The 24,983-nt window shown below is 53.0% G+C and carries 15 protein-coding genes; 13 read left to right on the top strand and 2 right to left on the bottom strand.

Annotation, left to right across the window (positions count from 1 at the left end):
- Positions 1–12 precede the first annotated feature (12 nt).
- Complete coding sequence (locus IEY24_RS25655; protein WP_188937778.1) at positions 13–3,141, bottom strand: SusC/RagA family TonB-linked outer membrane protein; 3,129 nt, start codon at positions 3,139–3,141, stop codon at positions 13–15.
- Between the two features lie 463 nt (positions 3,142–3,604).
- On the opposite strand from IEY24_RS25655, the gene IEY24_RS25650 reads away from it, so the two are divergent.
- The gene (locus tag IEY24_RS25650) at positions 3,605–4,087 is read left to right on the top strand and encodes a DUF7678 domain-containing protein (RefSeq protein ID WP_188937774.1); all 483 of its coding nucleotides are present in this window, start codon (positions 3,605–3,607) and stop codon (positions 4,085–4,087) included.
- A 75-nt stretch (positions 4,088–4,162) separates the two neighbouring features.
- Complete coding sequence (locus IEY24_RS25645) at positions 4,163–5,188, top strand: ankyrin repeat domain-containing protein (protein WP_188937773.1); 1,026 nt, start codon at positions 4,163–4,165, stop codon at positions 5,186–5,188.
- On the opposite strand, the gene IEY24_RS25640 is transcribed toward IEY24_RS25645, so the two are convergent.
- Entirely contained in the window at positions 5,154–5,357 is a 204-nt protein-coding gene (locus tag IEY24_RS25640) for a hypothetical protein (protein ID WP_188937771.1), read from the bottom strand. The two genes, IEY24_RS25645 and IEY24_RS25640, sit on opposite strands and share 35 nt — an antisense overlap.
- Positions 5,358–5,429: 72 nt before the next feature.
- On the opposite strand from IEY24_RS25640, the gene IEY24_RS25635 reads away from it, so the two are divergent.
- The 11 genes from IEY24_RS25635 (at position 5,430) to IEY24_RS25585 (ending at position 24,980) form a co-directional block, all read left to right on the top strand.
- Positions 5,430–6,674 carry an ATP-binding protein gene (locus IEY24_RS25635; protein ID WP_188937768.1) on the top strand — a complete coding sequence of 415 codons (1,245 nt, stop codon included), beginning with the start codon at positions 5,430–5,432 and terminating at the stop codon, positions 6,672–6,674.
- 13 nt (positions 6,675–6,687) lie between these two features.
- A complete protein-coding gene (xth, locus tag IEY24_RS25630; RefSeq protein ID WP_188937765.1) occupies positions 6,688–7,461 on the top strand; it encodes an exodeoxyribonuclease III in 774 nt (257 codons plus the stop codon).
- A gap of 11 nt (positions 7,462–7,472) precedes the next feature.
- Positions 7,473–7,721 carry a hypothetical protein gene (locus tag IEY24_RS25625; protein WP_188937764.1) on the top strand — a complete coding sequence of 83 codons (249 nt, stop codon included), beginning with the start codon at positions 7,473–7,475 and terminating at the stop codon, positions 7,719–7,721.
- Positions 7,722–7,796: 75 nt separating this feature from the next.
- Positions 7,797–8,516, top strand: coding sequence for a hypothetical protein (locus IEY24_RS25620; protein WP_188937761.1), 720 nt, complete (start codon positions 7,797–7,799; stop codon positions 8,514–8,516).
- A 64-nt stretch (positions 8,517–8,580) separates the two neighbouring features.
- A complete protein-coding gene (locus IEY24_RS25615; RefSeq protein ID WP_229223140.1) occupies positions 8,581–9,579 on the top strand; it encodes a TolB family protein in 999 nt (332 codons plus the stop codon).
- Positions 9,580–9,902: 323 nt separating this feature from the next.
- Entirely contained in the window at positions 9,903–16,955 is a 7,053-nt protein-coding gene (locus IEY24_RS25610) for a type I polyketide synthase (protein ID WP_188937759.1), read from the top strand.
- 33 nt (positions 16,956–16,988) lie between these two features.
- The gene (locus tag IEY24_RS25605; protein WP_188937758.1) at positions 16,989–21,308 is read left to right on the top strand and encodes a type I polyketide synthase; all 4,320 of its coding nucleotides are present in this window, start codon (positions 16,989–16,991) and stop codon (positions 21,306–21,308) included.
- A complete protein-coding gene (locus IEY24_RS25600) occupies positions 21,296–21,595 on the top strand; it encodes a phosphopantetheine-binding protein (RefSeq protein WP_188937756.1) in 300 nt (99 codons plus the stop codon). The genes IEY24_RS25605 and IEY24_RS25600 overlap by 13 nt, the downstream gene beginning before the upstream one ends.
- A complete protein-coding gene (locus tag IEY24_RS25595) occupies positions 21,586–22,389 on the top strand; it encodes an alpha/beta fold hydrolase (RefSeq protein ID WP_188937753.1) in 804 nt (267 codons plus the stop codon). Before IEY24_RS25600 ends, IEY24_RS25595 begins: the two co-directional genes overlap by 10 nt.
- A gap of 187 nt (positions 22,390–22,576) precedes the next feature.
- Positions 22,577–23,785: a glycosyltransferase gene (locus IEY24_RS25590; protein WP_188937751.1), complete on the top strand. Its 1,209-nt coding sequence runs from the start codon at positions 22,577–22,579 to the stop codon at positions 23,783–23,785.
- Entirely contained in the window at positions 23,778–24,980 is a 1,203-nt protein-coding gene (locus tag IEY24_RS25585; RefSeq protein WP_188937749.1) for a glycosyltransferase, read from the top strand. Before IEY24_RS25590 ends, IEY24_RS25585 begins: the two co-directional genes overlap by 8 nt.
- Positions 24,981–24,983 lie beyond the last annotated feature (3 nt).

The raw sequence follows: 24,983 nt of genomic DNA, 5'->3' as shown, positions 1-24,983 counted from the left end.
CTGTACCGATTTTTAGAGTGTAAGGTTTAATCCCAATGACCACGTGCGCATCTGCGGGTACACATTATAGGAGCCCGAGGCAGCCTTGTAGTCGTACGGGTTGAAGAAGGTGACCGGGTTTAAGCCCACACCAATAATTTTTGCTGAACTGATTCCCAACTTTTTGGCGACATTCTGGCTTAGCTGGTACGACACATTCAGGCTGCGCATATTGAACGCAAATGCATTGCGGAACCAGAATGACGACACCATCGAGTAGGTTTCTTCCCAGTATGGATCGGGATATTTCGCATTCGGATTTTCCGGTGTGTAATGGTCGGCCCAGAAAACGGGGCGGGATACGTCCTTCGCGGCTTTTTTGCGCGCGTCGCCATCTACGAGGCCTTGCCCGCCGAACGAACCGGCCGTTACCACATCCACCTTAAACCCTTTGAAACCGAAACCGAACGACAGACCGAACGTGTAGTGGTTATTCTCCTTTTTGGTCAGATATTCCTGGTCATCCTCGGTGATCTTGCCATCCGGTGCGGCGTAACTGCCGTCGGTCTGGCGCGGGCCGCGGATATCCTGGTAGTAGAGCATCCCCGGCTTCGGAGCGTAACCCATAATGGTGTAATCCGGGTTCTTTTCAAGGAAACGGTCCACATCTTCCTGCGAACGGAACATGCCCAGGTAGCGATAGCCCTGCAAGCCGCGGTCGCTCGACCGGCCCGTGGGATCCTGCCAGCTGCCGCGGTTGGTAGTGGCCACGTCCACGAGAACGTTCTTGTTATCGCTCCAAGCGAGGAATGCGCCGATGTTGTAATCGATGTTCTTGCCGATGCGGTCGCTCCAACCGGTTGCAAATTCGAGGCCGAACGAGTTCACCGTTTCAAAGTTCTCGGCCGGCATCACCGAACCGATCGTAAGCGGTACGGACGAGGTGAGCGTCGTGAGTAAATTGTAACCATGGTCGTGGTAAGCATCGATGGTCGTCGACAGCCGGTTGTTCAGGAACGATGCGTCGATACCCACATTCTTTTTCGTCACATCGTCCCAGCGCCCGTAGTAGTTGGGCAACTTTTCGAGTTTGATACCCACCGTGCGGTCGCTGTTGCCGCCAAACACCGCGCCATTTGAAGCCTGCGGCGTGTAGCGTTGAAGCCATTGCCAGGCCGCCGTGCGGTCGCCGCCCAGGAAGCCGATGGACCCGCGCAGTTTCAGGTTGTTGATGAAAGGTAATTTTTCGCGAAAAAACCGTTCTTCGGACATCACCCAACCAGCCGAAAGCTGCGGGAATGTACCCCAGCGGTATTCCGGAGCAAACTTCGTGGAAGCATCGCGGCGGAAGGAAACTTCGAACAGGTAGCGGTCGGCGAAGGAGTAGTTCAGGCGGCCTACATAAGAAAGAATACCGCTTTCGTTGGCCGCATTCGGGCCAATATCTTTCGCACCAAATGCCGACATCAGGTAATCGTTGCCGCCTTCAAAGATGCCTTCCTTCATCGTGGCAATGCTTTCAGTGTAAATTTCCGATTGCTCGACCAGCGCCAGCGCACTCACCGAATGCCGTCCGAAATCACGGGCGTAACTCAGGTTGAAATTCAGCTGGTAACCGTCGGTGTAGCCAGGGTTGAAGCGCAGGCGGTCGCCGTTGTTGAGGCGGGTTGGCGCATTGGGCGTGCCGCCGTAAATGTGCTTGTTTTCTCCGAGCATCGAGAAGCCGTAAGTTTTATAATAGGTCCCAAACTGCTTGCCCCAGTCGTTGCCCAGATTCTTGTTGTACACCGTGCGGAGTTTCAGGCCGCGGATGAACGGTACATTGTATTCCAGATAAGCATTGACATTCAGCACCACATTCCGGGCGCGGGTGTAGTTGTTCAGTTTTTGTGCCTCGAAGAAATGGAAGCCTGTTGCCCCCGATCCGCCCGGCAGCAATACCGGTAGGCCGTCGACGTAAGGTGGGATGAACTGCGGTGTATTAAGCAGGTTAGTCACATCCTTTTCGACATTCTCCCCGCCTTGTTTCAGGTAAAACAGCTTGTTGTCGGACAGGTTACCGCTTACGCCCAGTCCTACTTTAATATGCTTCGTCACGTTCACATCCGTGCTCGCGCGGAAATTCCATTTTTTGTAGCTGATATTATCGACATTACCATTCTGAGCGAAATAGGTTGCCCCAGCGAAGAAGGTCGCGCGCTCGGTACCGCCGCTGATATTCACCGCATGGCGGGTGTTGAACGACGGCTTCCAAGCCATATCGAACCAGTTATTGTTGTTGTTTTTGAAATATTCGAGTTCGTCGGCTGAATAATATTCCGGGTCGTTGGCTGCGAGGCCGCGGCTTCGGTTGAAGTCGTTCAGATAGGTCGCATGCTGAAAGCCGTTCATCATTTTGGATTTATAGGAAGCATCGGAAACGCCCACCGTCGTCGTGTAGCTTACGGTTGGCTTGCCTGCTTTTCCGCGTTTCGTACGCACGACCACTACCCCTAATGCCGCCCGTGCACCGTACACCGCCGCCGCGCCATCTTTCAGGATCGAGAGATTTTCAATTTCGGAGGCATCCAGCAGCTGGAAATCCGCTTCCGAACGGATCACGTCATCGATAATATAAAGTGGGGAGTTGCTTCCGCCGTCTTTCGAGGCTTTTGTAGGGTTACGGATCACGATCGAGGCAGGCGTGCCCGGACGCGCCGTACCGCCCGAAACGTTGACTCCCGGCAGCTTGCCCACCAATGCGGAAGAGATATCGCCCACGGGCAGCTCCTCCACGTCCTTCATTCGTACCGTCGCGACCGCGCCGGTGAGGTGCGAGCGCTTCTGCTCGCCATAACCTACCACCACCACATCTTCGAGTGCTTTCACATCCGGTTCGAGCACCACCGTGAGCGAACCCCGGTTGGCCACGTCGATCGTCTGTTTCACAAACCCGACGTAGCTGATAATCACGTTAGCGCCGCTTTCCGGCACATTCAATGTAAATTTCCCCTCGACATCGGTAGCTGTTCCCGAATTGGTTCCCGAGATAAGGATCGAAACCCCTGGCATCGGTTCCTTCGAAACGCCATCGATCACAACCCCTTTCAGTACGCGGTTCTGCGCCTGCACAGCCAAAGCCGCCAGCAGCAGGGTAAAGATGAGTAGAAGTGGTTTTCTCATGTAATTGAGTCATTTAGAATATAACTATTTCAAGATATTCGCCGGTTTTCATTGATAAAGTCCAATTGAAACCACGATCAAGTCTATTTGACCCCTTCGATTCCCCCAAACATTTTACGGGATTTATTTCTGCACACGATACCGGGAACGATTGCATTGGGTAGTACAAGTTCTACTTCGCATCAAGTTAGTGTAAATTCGACACATTTTCGATTATTTGCTTTTAGTAAAAAATTGAAAAATAATCGAAGCATTTATTGCACTATTCAAATACAGTAAGCTGACACTTTTTCTCGCATTTGCATTGTTTTGAAACCGGCCGCGTGCGGCTTCTGGTACATCGATTGCTTATCAAGAATCGGTATAAATCCAAATTTCTATCCCTAATGCACAAAAAGCATCCAAGCCGTTGAATCCATCCCGGAAGCTGTGTATGTTTGAATGAGTGCTACTTAGAAGGGATATGGTGAAGCAAAAAGTTTATCGGAAACACATACAACTTACTGACTTTCAAATCAAAAGATTATACGAACTCAGTGAGTTCGACGGCATCGACCCGGCGGAGCATGCTATGCGTGCCATCGATGCCTATCTGAAAAGCAAAAAGACGGAAGTGCCTGCCAAGAGCCAGGTGCAAATCCGCACGAAGGTAAAAGACCAAAGCAACGACCCACAGATCGAAGGTGCGGTGTGGCTTTCGGGAACCGTGAACCAATACGAGTTTTCGGCGCTCATCCTTAAAACACCTGCCAAAACAGCCATGGAAAAGGGGCGTATTTCCAAACTGTCGATCTGGGACCCGGTAGTTCGAAAAACTACAAACAACTTCATTGGCGCATGTATCGTCAACTACGACCGTGGCTGGGACATCCGCCCGAGTCGTCGCGCCGAAATCTACTACCATCCCGTAAAGTCATTGCTCGACGAATTTATTGCCGCACATTAAAAAAGCACCTTACCACTAAATAAATAGCTGATTTACAAATCGCTATGACTGACGGGGTATGGCTAATTTCGCGGCATGAAAACAATCACACTCGCGAACTGGTGTCTTCTTGGCCTCTATACCGCCTTTCTCATTGGGTTGCTTTTGTTTAGCCGCTCCGGCTCGACAGACGACCGGCTGGCCACCGCGTATATCGTCTTGCTTTTTATTCCGCTGGGTATCCTGGCGGCTATCAACCTTCTTCCATTTCAATTTACCCGCATTGCAGTTCTCGTCCTATGCGTTACCCCGCCCGTAACAGCGTTGCTTATGCTGATCACGTCGCCCATCATCGGAAAATGGAAGACCGCCACCTGGGCACGCGAGAGCGCGGAATTAGCCGATGGTTCCTACTATTTCAAAGATGACCAGCGCAGGAAACTGGCGATGTCCATCGTGGCGCTCGACGCGGAACAGCTCGCCGAAGACCTGAAACAACCGATACCCACCCTGAACCAGACGGCCCGCGAGCAGGTCACGTTGCTAGACTTTGCGGCAATGCAGGGACTCGAAGCCGACACCGTGCGCCTGATCGCCTGTTTGGAAGTGCTTTTAAAGAATGGCGCGAAAATTGACAATGGCGACCCCGCGCATACGCCTACCCATTTCCTGGTACGCGGCTACTCCCCCGCCCTGCTGAAATGGTTCCTGGAAAACGGCGCCGACGCCAATGCGCGCACGGCCGGCAAAGGGATACCTCTTTTGTTCGATGTCGTATGCGGTGAAAACTCAGAACCAGCCAGGCTGCAAAAGGCCGAACGGGTACGGATGCTGCTGGAACACGGGGCCGATCCTAATGCGAAAATCCCTAAGGCCGACGAGCTGACGCTGGAATCGTCGATCCTGCTGACGGCGGCCGATTTGGAACTATGGATGATCTGCGATATGCTCATCGAAGCCGGGGCCGATATTCATTACCAAACCCCAGGTGGTTCAACCATCGCCAGTTCGGTGGGATACCAAATCAAAAATCACCATTCTTGGGGTAAAACACCACCCGACGATCTGGTAAAGCTTGCTAAACGCCTCAATTTGCCCGTAGCGTCAGGTACGCCGCAATGAATGCGATAATTGCGGCAATAGGTCCCAAAACAAAGGCGGCCGTCATGGTCGCCTCCATCGACTTGTCGTGGGAGTTGGAAGATAATTTTGTAATCAAAAAATAACCACCCACAGCAGCGATCAGATAGGCAGCGATCGCGATAAGCAGTGACAAGAAGAAGATTTTCATGCAGAGGAAGTCTAGGTTATCCGGAACCCGGCACCTAAATTTACTAATCCACCTGCTTTCCGCACTTAAAAAATGGTACAACCGGACGACTTTTTATTTGCCGACGTTGAAAAGGTAAAACAAATACCTATCGTTCAAACCGTATTAGAGGTAATCTGTCGCTCAACGGGCATGGGTTTCGCAGCTGTGGCGCGCGTCACGGAAGACCGCTGGATCGCATGCAGCGTGCAAGACGAAATCGGATTTGGGCTTAGCGTGGGTGAAGAACTGGAAATCGGCACCACCATCTGCAACGAAATCCGCGGCAGCGGCCAGGCCGTCGTGATCGACCATGTGGACGAAAACGAATTTTACAGCGGACACCCCACCCCCAGGATATATGGTTTTAAAAGCTATATTTCCCTACCTATCACCTTGAAAAGCGGAGCGTTTTTCGGAACACTATTTGCCATCGATCCGAAACCCAACCAGTTGCAGAACCCGCGCGTGATCGGGATGTTCCATCTTTTCGCGGAGCTGCTTGCATTTCACCTCGACAGCATCCAGCTCATGGAGCGCACCCGTGCAGCCATGCACGACCTGGCCACTCAATTGCTTGTTCCGAACGACGAAACCAGGCAGTATCGTCATATTTCGAGCCATAATTTGCAGGAACCGCTCCGGAAGCTGCGGACTTTCAGCGATATGCTGGTCAATGCTACCGATCGCTACGAGATTGAAAAGGCCAGGGAACTCGCCGTGAACATCCGCAGTAGCGCGCAACAGTTCTCGATGATGATCAAGGACTTGTCCGACTTCTCGGGACTGAAAGACAGCGACGCACTTACCAGTGTGTGCCTGGACCACGTCGTGGCAGACGTTACCACACAACTGCAGCCGCAGATCGAACGCCGGAATATCACCGTCGAAACCGACCGGCTGCCGTCGATAATGGCCGTACCCCACCAAATGGAACAGCTTTTTTTCCAACTGCTGGACAATGCCGTCAAGTTTTGCGGGCACGACGAGCCGCCACGTATCCGGATTTCCAGCCGCGAGCTGGCACTGCACGAAATAGACGATCTGCTGCCGGAGCCCCTTCAAATGGCTTACGCGGAGATCAGCGTGGAGGACAATGGTATCGGGATCGGTGATTCCCAACTCGAAAAAGTGTTCGACATATTTGCCCGTCTGCCGACCGGCTCTTTCAGACAAGGAGAAGGCGTAGGGCTAGCCTACTGCCGTAAAATCGTTCGCAACCACAAAGGCATCATCAAAGCGGAAGCTAACCCGGGAAAGGGCACGACATTTGTTATCACCCTTCCATTGTCACGTTAACTACCCGAAAAAAATGAAAATAGCGACTTATAATGTGAATGGTGTTAATGGCCGCCTGCCCGTCCTGCTCCGCTGGCTGGACGAAACCGCGCCGGATATCGTTTGTTTGCAGGAATTAAAGGCCCCGCAGGAGAAATTCCCCGAACAGGCAATCCTTGACGCCGGCTACAAGGCCATTTGGCACGGGCAAAAGAGCTGGAACGGCGTCGCCATACTTTCGCGCGGCGACCTTCCCCGCGAAATCCGCCGCGGGCTGCCCGGAGATCCGGACGACACCCACAGCCGCTACATTGAAGCCGAAATCGGCGGTTTGACCGTCGGCGGCTTGTACCTCCCCAACGGCAATCCGGCCCCGGGGCCTAAGTTTGACTACAAACTTAGCTGGTTCGACCGCCTCATCACGCACGCGGAAGGACTCCTGGCGGCAGAAAAGCCTGTGCTGCTCACCGGTGATTTCAATGTAATGCCGACTGAACTCGACGTGTACAAACCCGAAAGCTGGGTCGAAGACGCGCTCTTCCGGCCCGAAACCCGTGCAGCCTTCGCGAAACTGACCGCACAGGGCTGGACCGACGCGCTCCGCACATTGTATCCCAATGAAAAGATCTACACTTTTTGGGATTACTTCCGCAATGCATTCGCACGCAATGCCGGCTTGCGCATCGACCATTTCCTGCTCAGCCCGCAACTGGCGCCAAGGCTCGTAGGAGCGGGGGTCGACAAACAAGTGCGCGGCTGGGAAAAGACCAGCGATCACGCGCCGGTCTGGATAGAACTGAAAGATTAACCCTATTGCTTATGAAGACAATTATTTACGGATGTATGCTTATTGACGCCACCGCGGCGCTGTTTCTCTTTTTTTCCCTTTTCAGCAGCGGACAGGATTCAGCGGGGAAGGGCATGGTATTTCTCCCGATACTGGCGCTTGTGGCGTGTATCGCCGGTGCCTGGTTCCTGCTCGGGGCGGGACATTCCGGCTGGGCGCTCACGATAAGCGGGTTTCCCGTGATCATCATTGCCTACCTGGCGTTCATCAGTTTTACCTAAAGAATATTAAAAGCTCCACGGGTGCGTAGATTACCGCCAGTTTTGCTTTTTGAGATGATAATTCAAAGCTCTCCTATGGAAAACACAATAGCCCGGATCCTGTTCATAGTACTGGCAATCTGCCCGTATTTAGCGCATGCGCAGCAACCTAAGGTATTTAAGGTTAAAGCGGGCGAATATCCCGACAAGGTAATTCCCTATGCCGACCGGTACCAGTTCGGCCAATTCACGACAGGCAAGGCAGATTTTGTCGATGGACGCACGTCTCAGGCACGTTTCAATTACAACTATATCGGCGGCCATGTGCTTTTTGTGGATGCCAAGCTGGATACCCTGGAAATCATCGATAAGGCGATCCTGAAAAACATCACGATCGGCGATAAATCCTACCGGTTCGACAAGCGTTTCGGATACTGCGAGGTTGTCGGCACCTTCAACCGCGCCAGCCTGGGCAAACGTGAGGTACTGGCCAGGATCGGCACCGAAAAAGGCGGGCCCTACGGTATTTCCTATACAGCATCCTCCGTCACAACCTACCGCTCGTATTCCAGCGATCAGGCCGCCGCGTCCAAGAAACTCAATCCCGATGCGGCAGGCGTATTCTCCCACCGGACAGCCTATTACCTGATCGACAACAATAACCGCTTCTACATCCCCACCGCCGGAAGCCTCAAGAAGCTCTACCCTGCACACAAAAAGGCGATCGATCAATACCTGAGAACAAACCCGGCCGACTTCGGTAAGGAGCAGGATTTGATCCGGCTGCTTACTTATTGCGATACCCTGCCAAAGTAGTTTCATCGCAACGTTTCGGAGCCACTTTGTGTCACTGGGGATACAAACTTAAAACGCTTCGGATATGAGAAAGCTCCTGCCTGTAATTTCCCTCTTTCTGGTATTCAGCTGCTGGCCTCCTGGCATGGACCCAGACAAAAAAGATGGTAAGTTTCTTTCCGACGTCGTTAACCTGGAAGAGATCAATTCGGAGTATGACGATTACAATTCGGACCTCCCCAACAATCGTCACGGAGATTTGGAGCTTGTGTTTTCGTCGAGACGGGAGAAAAAAGATGTGCTGAATCTGGTGCATATGCATGCCTATATGGATTATGACAAGCACCTAAGTCTGAAAAAAGGCCGAAAGCAGACGGGAGGTTATTTTTCAGGTGACATCTATAACAGTGCACAACAACTGGTCGGCAAAGCAAACGGTAATTTCAATGTGTATGGCCCGAAGTTCCTCTCGCTCCGGGACGATTTGATTAATTATGGCACGGAGGATGACCTGTTCCTTTTCTATGCCGACGATTCCTCCGGTAAAATGGATATCAAATATACCAGGCGTGGCACTTCGGCCCCCGAGCCTGTCAGATACCTGAATTCTCCCGCGAACGACGCCTACCCTTCCTTTTCCTGGACAGGCGATCGTATCTATTTTTGTTCCGATCGCGATGGCAACTTCGATATCTACGAGGTAAAAATCCCACGCAAGGAAACAGAGAAAATTACCATTGAAAGCATTGTAGCACCGCCAAAATACGAGCTAAGAAAAGTCGAGGAACTTTCGGGCCCCTACAACGACAAATGTCCTTACATCCAGCAAGACATGATGGTATTCGTGTCCGACCGGCCCGGAGGGCAGGGAAGCGAAGACATCTACTATTCCGAATACAAAAACGGCAAATGGTCCACACCGATCAACGCAGGACCTCGGATCAATTCTTCGCATAATGAGTACCGTCCTATTCTCCCCAGCTTGCCGAATTTCAATTACCCGCTGATGCTCTTCTCCTCCAACCGCCCGGGGGGCAAAGGAGGGTACGATCTCTACATGACCGGTCTTAAACGGGACTGGTAGATCGGAGATTACCGAAGAGATTAAGCACCAAAGGCCGCCATCGCTGGATACATTCAGCGGGGCGGCCTTCAGTATTTACGGGCATGCAATCCAGTATAGTCGAAATGTTGAAATTATTTCACAAATAAATACCACACATGTGGCAATTTCTTGTAGTAAGATTTCAATTTGCCAATAGAAGTAATTTCTCGAATTATAAAATATGTATCTTTCGCCATGAACCGGACGATATCAGTTAAGACCATCCGTTATTCTCCCGACCCTTCCATTCATCATCCTCAAAATGAGCCGATTAATACAGATTTACTAAAAAGAACTACGTTATGAAAAACCTGGAAATGATCGGCATTAGCCCGATGGAGCGACCGGATACAGGCCTGGCGCTGGCACTGTCAGAAGCAGGCGCCTTCCCGGTAATCCACCTCGGAAGGGATCAACAAATCGCTACGAAAGCGTTGAAAAAAATGGCTGCCAAAAGTAAAAAGCCCTTTGGCGTATGCTACTCCGACAACACCCTCCTGAACATCCATTTACCAGAACAAGTAACCTTAGCAATACTACCATATGGTCTGACTTTTCCTAGCCCGTCATATTCTCTTCAAATCATCTATCAGGTCCGCAGCGTGGACGAAGCACGGCAGGCGAAAGCGTCAGGTGCAACAGGCCTCATCGCCAAAGGCAATGAGGGGGCTGGCCTGGTTAGCAACGACTCTTCCTTCATCCTCTTTCAACGTATAATGAAGGAGGTTAGCGGCATTCCGGTATGGGTGCAAGGCGGGATCGGCGTCCACAATGCCGCTGCGGTAACAGCTCTCGGCGGACGCGGTGTCGTACTCGACAGCCAGCTGCTGTCATTTGCCGAATGCGCTGCTCCGGCTTCACTGAAAGCCATCAGCGAAAAGCTGAACGGCAACGAAACCCGCGTAATCGACGGTTTCCGTGTGCTCGTACGGCCCAATTCGCCCCCATTGCCCGCACAACCCACACGCGAGGACCTGCAACCGCTATTACACACACCCGATCTTGACAAGGGGTACCTCCCTCTCGGGCAGGATATTGCCATCGGTACGGATCTTGTTAAACAATATAAAAAACTTTCGCGGCTCGTATTTGCCTTCAAGGAGGCCATGCACGGCCATTTGCGGCAAGCCAAACATCTTAACCCGCTCGCAGCGCACAATGCGCTCGCGCAGGCACTCGGCACACACTACCCTATTGCACAGGGCCCTATGACGCGCGTCAGCGATGTACCCGCATTTGCGGCAGCCGTCGCCGAGGCCGGCGCACTGCCTTTTGTAGCATTATCACTCCTGAAAGGCGAAAAGGCCCGCAACCTGATCCGTGAAACACGTGAGCTGGCAGGCGACAAGCCATGGGGCGTTGGTATTCTCGGCTTTGCAGACGCCGATCTGCGCGAGGAACAACTTGCCTACATTACCGAGGAGAAACCACCGGTGGTACTCATCGCAGGCGGCCGTCCATCGCAGGCCAAACCATTGGAAAAGCTGGGTATCAAGACATTCCTTCATGTTCCGTCGGCGCCACTGCTCGATATGTTCCTGAAAGAAGGGGCCAAACGATTCATTTTCGAAGGCCGGGAATGCGGTGGCCACGTAGGGCCGCTTTCCAGCTTTGTACTTTGGGAAAAGCAGATCAACCGGCTTTTGCAGGAAGAACAGACCGAGCAGCTCGAAGTGTTTTTCGCCGGGGGAATCCACGACGCGTTTTCAGCGGCGATGATTTCAGTAATAGCGGCACCATTGGCCGCCCGGGGCGTTAAAGTAGGTGTTTTGATGGGCACCGCTTATCTCTACACCCACGAGGCCGTGGCTACCGGCGCCATTCTGCCGGGTTTCCAGGCTCAGGCATTGGAACATACCGAAACGATACTGCTCGAAACCGCTCCCGGGCACGAAACCCGCTGCCTGGAATCGCCTTTTGCAGCTGACTTTAATGCAGAGAAGGCGCGAATGGAAGAAGCGGGACTGGATAAAAAAGAGATCTGGGCGGAGCTCGAAAAACTGAATGTCGGCCGGCTCCGCATTGCTTCCAAGGGCATTGAGAGACAAAGTGAAAACCTGGTCGCGATTGAACCGGAAGCGCAAACGAGGCGCGGCATGTATATGATTGGCCAGGCGGCGGCGATGCTCGACAAAGTCATGACCATGCATGAGTTGCACGAAGACGTGGCGACCCAAAATTATACATACATCGAGCAGGCGTCTCTGCCAAAAGTCCCGAGAAGAAAGAAAAAAGCGTTGAATGTTGCCATCGTCGGAATGGCTTGCATTTATCCCGGTGCCCGCAATATCGAAGAATTTTGGGGCAATATCCTGGCCGGCAAAGACTGGGTGACCGAAGTCCCTGACGCCCGCTGGAACAAGGAGCTATATTACGACCCTACCGTTTCCGACGGCAGCAAATCGCATTCGAAATGGGGAGGTTTTATTCCAAAAATAGATTTCGACCCCGTAGAATTCGGTATTCCGCCGCAGTCGCTGGCGGCTATTGACCCTACTCAACTGCTGAGCTTGCTCGTAGCGAAGCAGGCGCTTGAAAATGCGGGGTATGGAGCGGATACGAACCGCGACAACGTATCGGTGATCATCGGCGCGGAAGGAGGTAACGACCTTGCCAACAACTACGGCTTCCGCTCACTATACACACAGTTTTTCGGAGAAATCCCCAAGGAACTCGACGACGCATTACCCAAACTGACCGAGGATTCGTTCCCGGGCGTGCTCGCGAATGTGATCTCCGGCCGCATTACCAACCGCCTGAACCTGGGCGGTCGCAACTATACCGTCGACGCGGCCTGCGCTTCCTCGTTGGCGGCGATCGACCTGGCATGTCAGGAGCTGATTCTGGGCCGCTCCGAAATGGTCCTCGCCGGTGGCGCCGACCTGCATAACGGCATCAACGACTACCTGATGTTTTCCAGCACCCACGCGCTCTCCCGTAAGGGGCGCTGCGCTACTTTCGACTCGGAAGCCGACGGTATCGCCCTGGGAGAAGGTGTGGCCATGGTGGTGCTGAAACGCGAGGAAGACGCATTGCGCGATGGCGACACCATTTACGCGGTCATCAAAGGGGTGGGCGGTTCGAGCGACGGTAAGAGCCTCGGTCTCACCGCCCCGCGAAAATCGGGACAGGTAAAGGCCCTGGAACGTGCCTACGATCAGGCGGGGATCTCCCCGGCGGAACTAGGCCTGGTGGAAGCGCACGGCACCGGCACCGTAGTAGGCGACAAAACCGAGCTCAGTGCATTGACCGAAATGATGCTGGCCTCCGGCGCATTGACCAGCCAGACGCACTTAGGCTCGGTCAAAACGCAAATAGGCCATACCAAATGCGCAGCCGGACTTGCGGGCCTCATTAAGGCTGCATTGGCCGTATACCACGGTATCAAGCCGCCGACCATTAACCTGAAAACGCCAAACACTTACTATAATCCCGAAACCAGCCCGTTTGCGTTCCAGACCAAACCGGCCCTTTGGACAGACAATCGCAGGGTGGCGGGAATCAGCGCATTCGGTTTTGGGGGGACCAATTTCCACGCCGTAATCGAGAATGCGTCGGCCCAAAAGCCGCGTAAATCGGCAAAGGCGTGGCCTGCTGAAATGCTGGTATTCCGTGGGGACACGCTTGCCGAAGCGTTGCAACTTGTCAAAACTGCCCATGATATTCTGGGGAACGAATCGGTTTCGTTGCGGGATGTGGCGAATAGCTTGAATTTGTACGGCGAAAAGCCCGTGCAGCTTAGCATTGTAGCTGAAAGTCATAGCGATGCACGTGCCAAGCTGGCCCTGGCGCCAACCGGTACAGAAGCGAAAGGTATTTACTATACCAAAAACATTGCTGGCAAAGTAGCGTTTATGTTCCCTGGCCAGGGCAGCCAGCGTGCGGATATGGCGCGCGATTTGTTCGTGGCATTCCCTGCGATGCGAAAGTTGTTAAAAAAACATCCTGCCTATCAGCAGGTCATCTTCCCGGATGCTGTTTTCAACGAACAATCTGCGCGCATTCAAAAGGAGAAAATCAAAGATACACGTCTTGCACAACCACTGCTGGGTATTGTCGACCTGGCGATCGCCGAACTGTTGAAAGATTTTGGTATACAACCTGATATGGTAGCCGGCCACAGCTACGGCGAGCTGCCTGCATTGTGTTTTGCAGGTGTATTCGAAGACAGTCAGCTCGTTCCGCTCAGCGAAAAACGCGCCAAATCGATCCTGGACGCGATCGGCGACGACAAGGGTGCCATGGTAGCCGTGAATTGCCCGGAAGATGAGCTGACCCGCATTGTGTCGGAGATCAACCATATTTACCCGGTTAACCACAACTCGCCGCGTCAATGGGTGCTGGCAGGCACCACTCCCGCTATTGCAGAACTGACTGCAAAACTGACCGACCTGAAAATATCCTTCCGCCAGCTGGAAGTAGCCTGTGCGTTCCACAGCCCGCTTTTGGCAGGTTCGAAAGCACTTTATACCGAGGTGTTACGCGACGTACCGTTCAATGAACCTGCTGTTACAGTGTGGTCGAATACCAACGCGGCGCCCTATCCTGTTTCGCCGGAAGCCATTAAGGAACGCCTCGCCGACCACCTCGTGAGACCGGTGCGTTTCTCGGAAGAAGTGGGGCAAATGTATGAAAACGGCGCCCGTATTTTTATAGAAGTAGGCCCCGGGAAAGTGCTTACAGGCCTTACCAAGTCGATTATAGGTAAAGAAGAAATCTGCCTCCACACCGAAGACAAAGACCAGCCGGGCATCGTGCAACTACTGCACACCCTGGCTGGCTATGTCGCCACCGGCAGAAATATCGATTTTAACAAACTTTTCGAAGATCGCGACGCCCGGGTGCTCGATCTCGACAAGCCGGAACAATACCGCAAGAGCCTCACCACCTGGCTCGTCGACGGCCAGATGGCGCTTCCATTGCACGGAAAATTGCCCGCACACGGCGCATTGCCGGTAACCGAGCCGCTCAAACTCGCTGCATTTCAGCAGCCGACAGTTCCGATAGGTGCCACTGCGGCTGGCGCAGCAATGGCTGGCAGTACCGAGGCCGAGCGGGTTGTTCACGAATACCTGAATAGTGTGAAATACCTCATTCAGGCCCAGCGTGATGTGGTATTGGGCTACCTCGGACAATCTGTGCCGCCGTCGCGAAATATCGACGTGTACGAGCCTGCCCCGGGAGGACTTACGGCCAATGCCCCGTCACCGTTGCCGATTGTGATTGAAAAAACCGCTCAGGCCGCGCCTGTACCAGTTACTGCCAGGCCGGTTATCGATGTGAAAGCATTGGTCATGCAGGTAATCAGTGATAAAACAGGCTACCCGCAGGAAATGCTTGGCATGGATATGGATCTTGAAGCCGACCTGAGCATCGATTCCATCAAACGCATGGAAATCATCGGCGAGTTACGCAAGCAGCTGGGCGGCTTCGAGGCTGGTCAGCAAAGTGAGGAGACGGTGATCGAACAGCTGGCAGCTATCAAGACGTTGAATTTACTGGTTAACTGGATTACCGAACACCAGCAGCAAACCACGGTCGTCGTTCCCTCCACCGAAAACGTGCCGTTGAGCAAACTGTCGGTGACGCAGGACGGCATTATCGAAGAATGGTCGGAAAGCCGCATTAAATCGGTGCTTCTGGAAGCTGTGAGTGCAAAAACAGGCTATCCACAGGAAATGCTAGGCATGGATATGGACCTCGAAGCCGACCTGAGCATCGACTCCATCAAGCGGATGGAGATCATCGGTGAACTTAAAAATAATATCGATGGGCTAATTCAGATTTACCAGGAGCGCGGCGAAGAGTTGGTCGAAAAACTGGCGTCCATCAAAACGCTGAACGGATTGATCGACTGGTTGTCGGAAGCAATGACCGGCGCGCAGGATTCCATCCAGAAAGCGGAAAGTCTGAATGTCGTCCCCATTCCGAAAGCAGTATTGAACGAAAAACTATCGCGCCTCCGCTTCGGGTTAACACCCTCGGTTATTCCGGTACTCGATCCCGCGGCACTGAAAGGCAAACGGTTCGCAGTAACCGATGATGCCGGTGATGTTGCGACGTCCATTAAGTCCCTTTTCGAGCAGCATGGTGCGGAAGTGAGCATTATCTCAACCGAAGAACCCTTGCAAGGCTTTGATGGGCTGATCATCCTCAACATTTTCACTTCCCGCCTGAAACCGACGATCATCGAATCGTTCTCGCTGATCAAGAAGTTGGATTTCGGCAAAGTAAAATGGATTTACACGGTTTCGGACACCCAGAGCGCGCTCGATAAGGATACCGACGTGAAGCTGCTCCGGCATTTCCAGGGCTATGCCGGTCTTTTAAAAAGCCTGGATAAGGAATATGACCAAACCAAATGCCGGTTGGTGAGCTTCACCTCACAGCTTGCGGCGGATAAAATCGCGGGCATCACATTAGACGAAATCCTGCATACCGACGAGCCTTGCGAAGTGGTTTACGAAGGTAACCAGCGACAGACTGTGGAATTGATCCGCTCTGAAATCGCGACGGGCACCGATCCGGATATTCATTTGGACAAAAAATCGGTCATTCTCGCACTCGGTGGCGCACAAGGCATTACTGCCGAGCTGACCGTACGTTTCTCGAAAGATTACCCCTGCAATTATGTGCTCGTAGGACGTTCTACCGACCCACGTACAAGCGCCGATCAGTCGTTTGCAGGCTTAAAAAACAAGGAAGAAATCCGTAAACGCATCATTTCCTCCGGAGCATTTAAAACCCCGGCGGAGGTTGAGAAGAAAACGGAAGAAGTCCATAAAGCGAACCAGATCCTCGGTACCATTTCGGCACTCGAAGCTAATGGTTCGACGGTAACTTACCATTCCCTCGACCTGCGTGACGAAAAGGCGCTGATCGCGGTGGTGGAAGGTTTGTACAACCAATATGGCCGCATCGATGGCGTGATCCATGGCGCGGGACTGTTGGAAGACAAGCTGTTCCACCAGAAAACACCGGAATCGTTCGAGCGGGTAATGTCTACCAAAGTAACGCCATTACGCGTTTTGGCGGAGCATTTGAAAGATGATGTGCAGTTTGTGACCCTGTTTTCGAGCGTGGCCTCCGTTTACGGCAGCCGCGGGCAAACCGACTATGCCGCCGCCAACAGCGTGCTCGACAAATATGCCCGGGAGCTTCAAAAGAAAATAAAAGGCAAGGTAACGGCCATTAACTGGGGGCCCTGGAAGGGTACAGGCATGGTATCGCCTTCGCTCGAAAGGGAATACGAACGCCGTGGTATTCCGCTGATCCCGCTCTACGACGGCATGGAAACATTTGTCAATGAACTGAAATACGGCACCGAAAGTCAGGTGCTGATCATGGCCGAATAATGAGCGCGACGCATTGAACAACTTGTGACCATCATGAAAAGAAATGCAGATATTGCCATTATCGGTATGTCGGGTATTTTCCCCGGGGCTGGCGATTTAAACGCCTTCTGGGAAAATATCCGAACCGGCGTAGACGCCATTGAAACCGTTCCGGAAAATCGGATGGGCAGCCTTTTCTTCGAGAAGAACGGCGTCGCGGTGGACCGGTTTTACTGCCGTCGCGGTGGTTTTATAGACAATTATGCCGAATTCGATCCGATCCAGTTCGGCATATTACCCCTTGCCGTGGAAGGCACCGAGCCTGAACAGTTACTTGCATTAAGCCTCGCACATCAAGCACTGGTTGATGCCCGCGCATTCAGTAACGGCGCCAATTTTGCCAAAACGGGTATTATCATCGGCAAGGGAAACTACACCGGTCCGGGCGCTACGCGCGCGATCGAGATCGTGCGTACGGGGCAGCAGATCGTGGAAGTGCTGCAAAGCATTCTCCCCGATCTCAAAAGCGAAGATCTTGAAAAGATAAAAAGTGAATTTCAGCAGAAAAAAGGCCGGTTTTCGGCCGATACTGCGATGGGCCTCATTCCCAACCTCACGGCCTCGCTGGTAGCCAACCGCCTCGACCTCGGCGGTACCGCCTATACCCTCGACGCCGCCTGCGCGAGTTCGTTACTGGCGATCGACCACGCCGTGCAGGAACTCAACTCCGGCCGGGCCGATATGATGATCGCCGGCGGTGTGCACGCCTGCCAGAATGCGCCGTTTTGGAGCATATTCCACCAGCTGGGCGCATTGTCCAGGAATCAGCAGATCCGGCCGTTCGACCAGCGTGCCGACGGGCTGCTTATCGGCGAAGGCTGCGGTTTTGTGGTATTAAAAAGACTTTCCGACGCGATTGCCAGCGGCGAACGCATTTATGCTGTGGTGCAGGGCGTGGGCGTATCGAGCGACGGCGCGGGCGCAAGCGTAATGAGCCCCACCGTGCACGGGCAGGTGAAAGCGATCCGCCAGGCATGGGAAATGGCCGGTATCGGCACCGACCAGATCGGCTACCTCGAAGCACACGGAACCGGCACGCCGCTGGGTGATAAAACGGAACTGGAAACGCTTGCTGCCGTATTTGGGCCAGATGGCGCCAAAGCCGGGATTGGCTCTGTGAAATCAATGATAGGACATGCGATGCCCGCTGCGGGTATTGCTGGGATTATTAAAACCGTACTCGCATTGTACCACGGCCAGCTACCTCCTACCCTGCATTGCGAAGAACCCATAGAAGCATTGGCCGATACGCGTTTTGCACCTGTGAAGCAACTTACCGACTGGCATCAGTCGGGTTTGCCGCGTTATGCGGGTGTGAATGCATTCGGATTTGGCGGGATTAATGCGCACGTTGTGCTGGAAGGTTGGGACAAATGTCCGGAAGATAGTGCAGACAATGTATTAAGTAACAGTACAAACGTCCGAATTCGCGACGAAGTTTTACTGCTCGCTCGTCCCACGCACGAGGCACTTCTTACGGCATTAGAAACCGGCGAAAAAGAAACCGGCTCCGGCAACTACCGTGTCGCGATTTTCGAACCCACACCCGAGCGCATTGCCAAGGCCATTAAGATTGTTACTAAAAACAATATCTGGCGAAACAAACAGGACATCTGGTATACCAGCGAACCTTTGCTCACTAACGGCGGTAAAACTGCATTCCTTTTTCCCGGCCTCGACGGCCTGGCAGGAGGAGAAATCGACAGCGTGGCTGATTATTTCCAGCTGCCGCGCTTTGAGGCGAGCGAAACCGGCGAGGAGCAATCGGTTTTCAATACTGCCATGAAACTGCTCGAAAAGAGCAGGATACTCGATTCCGCCATTAAAAAACTGGGCGTAAAACCCGACATGAATGCCGGCCACAGCCTTGGCGAATGGCTTGCCGGCCGCTCATCCGGACTAGCCTCCGAATCATCGGTATTACAACTTCTTACCCGGCTGAACCCGGAGCTTTTCGAAGTAAAAAATACGAAATTCCTCGCTGTTGGCTGCGGGTATGACCAGTTGAAACCGTGGCTGGAAGGCCGGGAGGACATTTATCTGTCGATCGACAACTGTCCGCAGCAGGTCATTCTTTGCGGTACTATCGAGGCTGTCGAGGATTTTTCTACCATTTTACGCACCCATCAGATCTTCCATCAGCAGCTACCGTTCCAGTCCGGCTTCCACTCGCCCTTCGTGAAGGACAAGCTGGACCGGATCTTGGACGGTCTGGAAACGATGGAGTTCCAACCCACGGCCATTCCGCTCTGGTCGGCCACGACGCTGGATATTTATCCCGAATCGTTCGATGAAATCCGCTCGCTGAGCGTCGAACACCTCGTAAAACCGGTGCGCTTCCGCGAGCTGACCGACAAGCTGTACGCGGAGAATGTGCGGATGTTCATTCAGGTCGGTTCGGGCGGGCTGGTAGGCTTTGTAGATGATACTTTGAAAGGCAAGCCATACAGCGCCATTGCTTCGAATGTACCGATCCGCGGCGGTTTGCAGCAATTACAGCGGGTAATGGCCGCATTATTTGTGGAAGGCAAAAATATCGACCTCGCATTCATGGGCATCCAGGCACAGCAGCCCGCGCAGCGCAAGCCAATGAAGCTGCAATTGGGGTCCCCATTTGTAACAGAGCTGGATTCTTTGAAGAAAATTACATTTACGCAGCCGAAAAAGGAATTGGCGATGGACGATGTGGCCCATCCGGTGATGCAGGCACTGTCGGCGAACCTGGATGAGATCGCGTTCGTGCAGTCGGAACTTGCGGGGCTGTTCCGAAACAGACCGGCGGCCATACCCATTGCCCGGCCTGCTGACTCACAAACGGCCATTAAGCCACCCGTGCAGAGCCAGCGGCAGCCGCAGCTGCCGCAGCAACGGCTGCCGTTCAAAAAGCAACTCGACATTTCACTGCAAAACAGTCCATGGCTCATCGACCACTCGCTTCTCAAACAAAAGCCTGGCTGGCATTGCGTGGAGGATATGGACCCGGTGATCCCGATGACGATGATTTTCGAGCTTTTCGGCGACATTGCCCGCGAGCAGGCCCCCGAAATGCGCGTGCAGAAGATCATGGTTATCAAGGTATTTCAGTGGATGAATGTGGTGGAACCGTTCCGCGAAACGGTTGCCGGTGAGTGGAAAGCTCCTAACCGCGTTTACCTGGATCTGGATAAATATGCCAATGCGGAAGTACAACTTTCGGAAACGAAAGGGATACCCGAAACACAGGGGTACGACATAGGCGAATCGCTTGGCATACACATTACGCCGGAGCAGATATACCGCGAAAATATGTTCCACGGACCTGCTTACCAGGGAATCAGGGAGGTAAAAAATGTGGCTAAAAACGGCATTACCGGTCTCATTGCCGGGGACGCGGGTAAGGGCTCGCTACTCGATAATGCAGGCCAGCTTTTCGGCCTCTGGCTTCAACTCACATTGACCAAGGACCGCATTGCATTCCCGGTGAAGATCAACGAAGTAGAGTTTTACGGGGATATGGAAGATCAGGCGGGCGTTTTCGAATGCACGTGCCGCCTCACCGAGCTTACCGACGAGTTTGCCAGCGCCGATTTTATCCTCAAACGCGATGGAAAAGTATGGTCGATCATTCGTGGCTGGCAAAACCGCCGTCTGGAAATCGACGACAAGCTCTGGAACGTCTCCATGGCTCCGTTGCAGAATGTACTGTCGGAAGAAGTGGCGCCCGGGGTGTTCCTTTTCCGCAATGCCTACCAGCGCGTTGTTTCATGGGATTTTATTCTAAAAAGATATTTCAACCAACCCGAAAAACGGCACCAGCGGGGATTAATGCCTACTAAAAAGAAGGAATGGATGATTAGCCGGGTGGCAGCCAAAGACGCCACGCGTATGCTCCTGCTGCGCGGGCGCAAGGAAGCTTACTTCCCGATCGAGTTTGAAATACGGTCGGATGAGCTGGGCAAGCCGTTCCTGGATGGTGCGATGACAGGCGGAATCCACATTTCGCTGGCGCACAAGAACCTGGTAGCGGTTGCCATCGCCAGCGAAAAAGGCCCCGTTGGGATCGATATTGAAGAAATACAGCCGCGGAGCGCGGGATTTACCGAGATCGTTTTTACCCCTTCCGAAATGAAACTACTCGAAGGCCGCGACGCCGATGAATGGATGACGCGCTACTGGGTAGCAAAGGAAGCATTTGGCAAAATGCTCGGCAAAGGGCTAATGGGAAACCCGAAAGGCTACCAGATCGAGGAGATTAAAGAGGATGCATTGCGCATCCGGGATACATGGATCAATACTATCAAACATTTTAATTACATCATCGGATGGACCAACTGATACAGGAAAACAAGCTGAGCAAAGAACAGATTTTCGAAACCCTCAACCAGTTCATTACCGAGGTAATCGGCGAGGAGTTTGTGGAAGAAATGGATATTACACCTGCCAGCTCATTTACGAAAGACCTGGAGATGGACAGTATCGAGATCGTCGCATTCTCGGAAAAAGTCAAAAACCATTTCGGCCCGAACATCGATTTCACCGGCTGGCTGTCGAACATGGACCTCGACGAGATTATCCAGCTGAAACTCGAAAATATCATCAATTATATTCAGGAATGCCAATAATCGATCTACCGAATATCCGCCTCCACGTGCAGGAACTGAACCCCGCGGGCCGGGAAACGATCATCATGGTCCACGGGATGTTCAGCAACCTGGCTGTGTACTATTTCAATATCGCCCCCATGCTGGCGAAGCATTACCGCGTGGTGCTGTTCGACATGAAGGGGCACGGTATGAGCGAAAAAGTACAAACCGGCTACGACCTCACCTCGATGACCACCGACCTGCGCGACCTGATGGACGAGCTCGGCATCGAAAAGGCGCATTTGGCCGGTTACAGTTACGGTGGATTGGTAGCATTAAAAATGGCGACCCGTTTCCCGGAGCGCGTGGGTAAACTGGCGATCATCGAAGGCCCCGATCCGAGCGAACAGGAGACGCTCGCGATCATCGACACGTACAGCAAAGAGTTTCTGATCCATTACATCGAAAACTTCGCCGATACCACCCGTTTGCTGGCTGGAAAAAGGCAATTGGAGAAGAACCACCGGATGTACGAGTTCTTGTTCAATGAAACTTCCATCCGGTCGGATATGGAGGGAGAAAAGGCATTTTTTAATGATCCTGCGGTGGCAGCAATCACGAATGACACTTTGCTGATTTATGGTGAAGAATCCAATTGCGTGCCTTCGGGCCGTACGCTGGCTTCGAGAATACCAAATTCGAGGCTGGTACTGGCCCCCGGCGATCACAACGTGCCCGTACAGCAACCGGAGGTGATTGGAAAGGAGCTGATAGAGTTCTTTGTGAGACATGACGAGATGATCGTGACTGGTGCTCCGGCGGACTGTGGCTGAAGCCACCAGTATGGCATGCACCAGTGTCCCCAGGCTGAAGCCTGGGGTTGCACTGTCGAGCGTGCGTAGATATAGTGGCGCAAGTGCGACGATAGCACAACCCTAGGCTTCAGCCCAGGGCAGAGCGCATCGCAGCCACCGAGATAGATAGATAGATAGATAGATAGATAGATAGATAGATAGATAGATGTCAAAATTCGCTTTTATCGTCCCGCCGCTAACAGGCCACATCAACCCGACGCTCAGCGTTGGCGCGGAGCTTCTCGCAATGGGCCATGAGGTGGCGTGGATCAGTCTGGACGAGCAGTTGCAGACAAAATTACCCGCGGGAGGCCAGCTGCTGGTGATCCGTTACGACCAGGCCGATTCCGAAAAGCAGGCCAATGCTGAATACCTCGACATTATCACCAAAAAGAATGTGTACGGCATCGAGAGCATCAAGTTCCTGTACGAAGAAGTACTCGTGCCATTGAACCGCTACATGTTCGACGGTATGATGCAGATCCTGCAAAGTTGGCAGCCCGACGTCGTCATCAACGACCACCAGGTTTTTGCCGGCGGTATGGCGGCGCATTTGCTCGATATTCCCTACGCTACATCGGTAACCGCTCCCGCAGCCGTGAAAATGATGGAAGATTTACCCAAAATCCACGAATGGGAGGTGAAGCAGATTATCGGCCTGCAACGGGAACTGGGCATTGAAGGCGAAAAATCGCTCGCTACCTCGGAGTTGCTCACACTCGTTTTCACGTCACGCGAATTTTTCGGTGAAATGGAGCTTCCGGACCATTACCGTTTTCCCGGGCCCGTAATCGCCAATCGGGTTGCCGATATTTCTTTTGATTGGGCAAAATTAAAGAGTCAAACCGTCCCTAAAATCCTGATTTCTATCGGTACTACATTCGATCATCAGTTCAAAAAAGACTTTTTTACGAAAGTGGTTGATGCATTTGGCGGGGAGGAAATATTTGTGGTGGTGGTGTCAGATGACACTTTGTTCGAAACGTGGCCTTCCAATTTTTTGGTACAACAACGTGTGCCCCAGCTTGAATTACTGCCGCACCTCGACGGCGTCGTGTGCCATGCGGGTCACAACACCGTCTCGGAGGCATTGTCAAATGCCTTGTCGCTGGTAGTGGTGCCGATCGCTTACGACCAGTCGCACGTAGCCGGGCGCGTGGTAGCGAACGGGTGCGGGGTGAGGCTCAATTTCAACCGGTTTAAAGCTCCGCACCTTAAAAAGGCGGTCAACGATATATTAAATGATCCGGCTTACCGGATCGCGGCGCAGCGCATCCAAAGCTCTTTCGAGCGTGCGGGCGGTACCGGCACCGCGGCGAAGTGGCTAGACCAGATACCAGTCAAAGTCTTCCAGAATGTCTTCCAGAATGGCTAAATTTCTATTTGTAGTACCTCCGTTTTTCGGGCACATCAGCCCTACGCTCAGCGTGGGCGCGAGCCTGCTTGCCCATGGCCATGAAGTCGCCTGGACGGGGCTGGTCCCCCTCCCAGACAAACACATTCCCGAAGGCGGGCGCTACATGCTGCCCGAAGCGGAACTCGCGCCGCATCAGGACGAGATCGAACGCATACTGAAACGCCAGGACGACGGCCCGTCACTTTCAGGGCCCGAGGTAATGAAGCTTGCATTGGAAGAGACTTACATTCCTTTTGCGAGGATTATGGTGCCTGGCGTAGCACGTGTTGTCGACGATTTCCAACCGGACGTCATCGTAAACGACTGCATTACCTTTGCCGGGGCATTAGTAGCCCATCTTAAAGGCATTCCGTGCGTGACCACCACGCCCGTACCGCCGGATGTCATGGGCGACACGGCCAACTCGGCCCCCAAAATATTCGAATGGCAGCAGAACCTCATCAAAGGCCTGCAACGCGAACTTGGCATTTACACGGACGAGTTTGTGATCCATTCGCATCAGATGAATATCGTGTTCACTTCCAAAGAGTTTGCCGGATTTCCCGAGCCGGAAGCGCATATGAAGTTTGTAGGCCCGGTTAAAGGTCGCCCGAATGAAACGCCTTTCGATTGGGAACGACTCGAAAGGGCTACTACGCCCAAGGTATTCGTATCGCTTGGCACCTTGCTGGTTGATATCAGAAAAGAGTTTTTCCTGAAACTCATCGAAGCATTCGGCAACGAGCCGATTACCATCGTGGCGGCTACCGACCCATCGGTGATCGACGAATGGCCCGAAAACTTCATTGTGCAAGGCTTTGTGCCACAGGCCGATATTATTCCAAAAATGGATGCGGTGATCTGCCATGGCGGCTTCAACACGGTGAACGACTCGTTCATGAACGGCCTGCCGATGCTCATTACCCCTATTGCATACGACCATTTCCATACTGCCGCGTTGATAGAAAATGCCGGTTGCGGCATTAAGGTACGATACAAACGCCTGCGCGTCGCCGATGTAAAAAATGCGATGCGGGAACTGCTCGAAAACCCGAAATACCGAAATGCGGCCCGGCATATCCGCGACACTTTCAATGCGGCTGGCGGCAATGCGAAGGCGGTGGAACTGCTCGAAAATTTCGCCCTGGCAAACCGTGTAACCGAAAATGCATAGCCG

The organism is Dyadobacter endophyticus (assembly GCF_014641595.1).
GTDB lineage: Bacteria > Bacteroidota > Bacteroidia > Cytophagales > Spirosomataceae > Dyadobacter > Dyadobacter endophyticus.
This window is presented reverse-complemented; position numbering and strand designations above follow the sequence as displayed.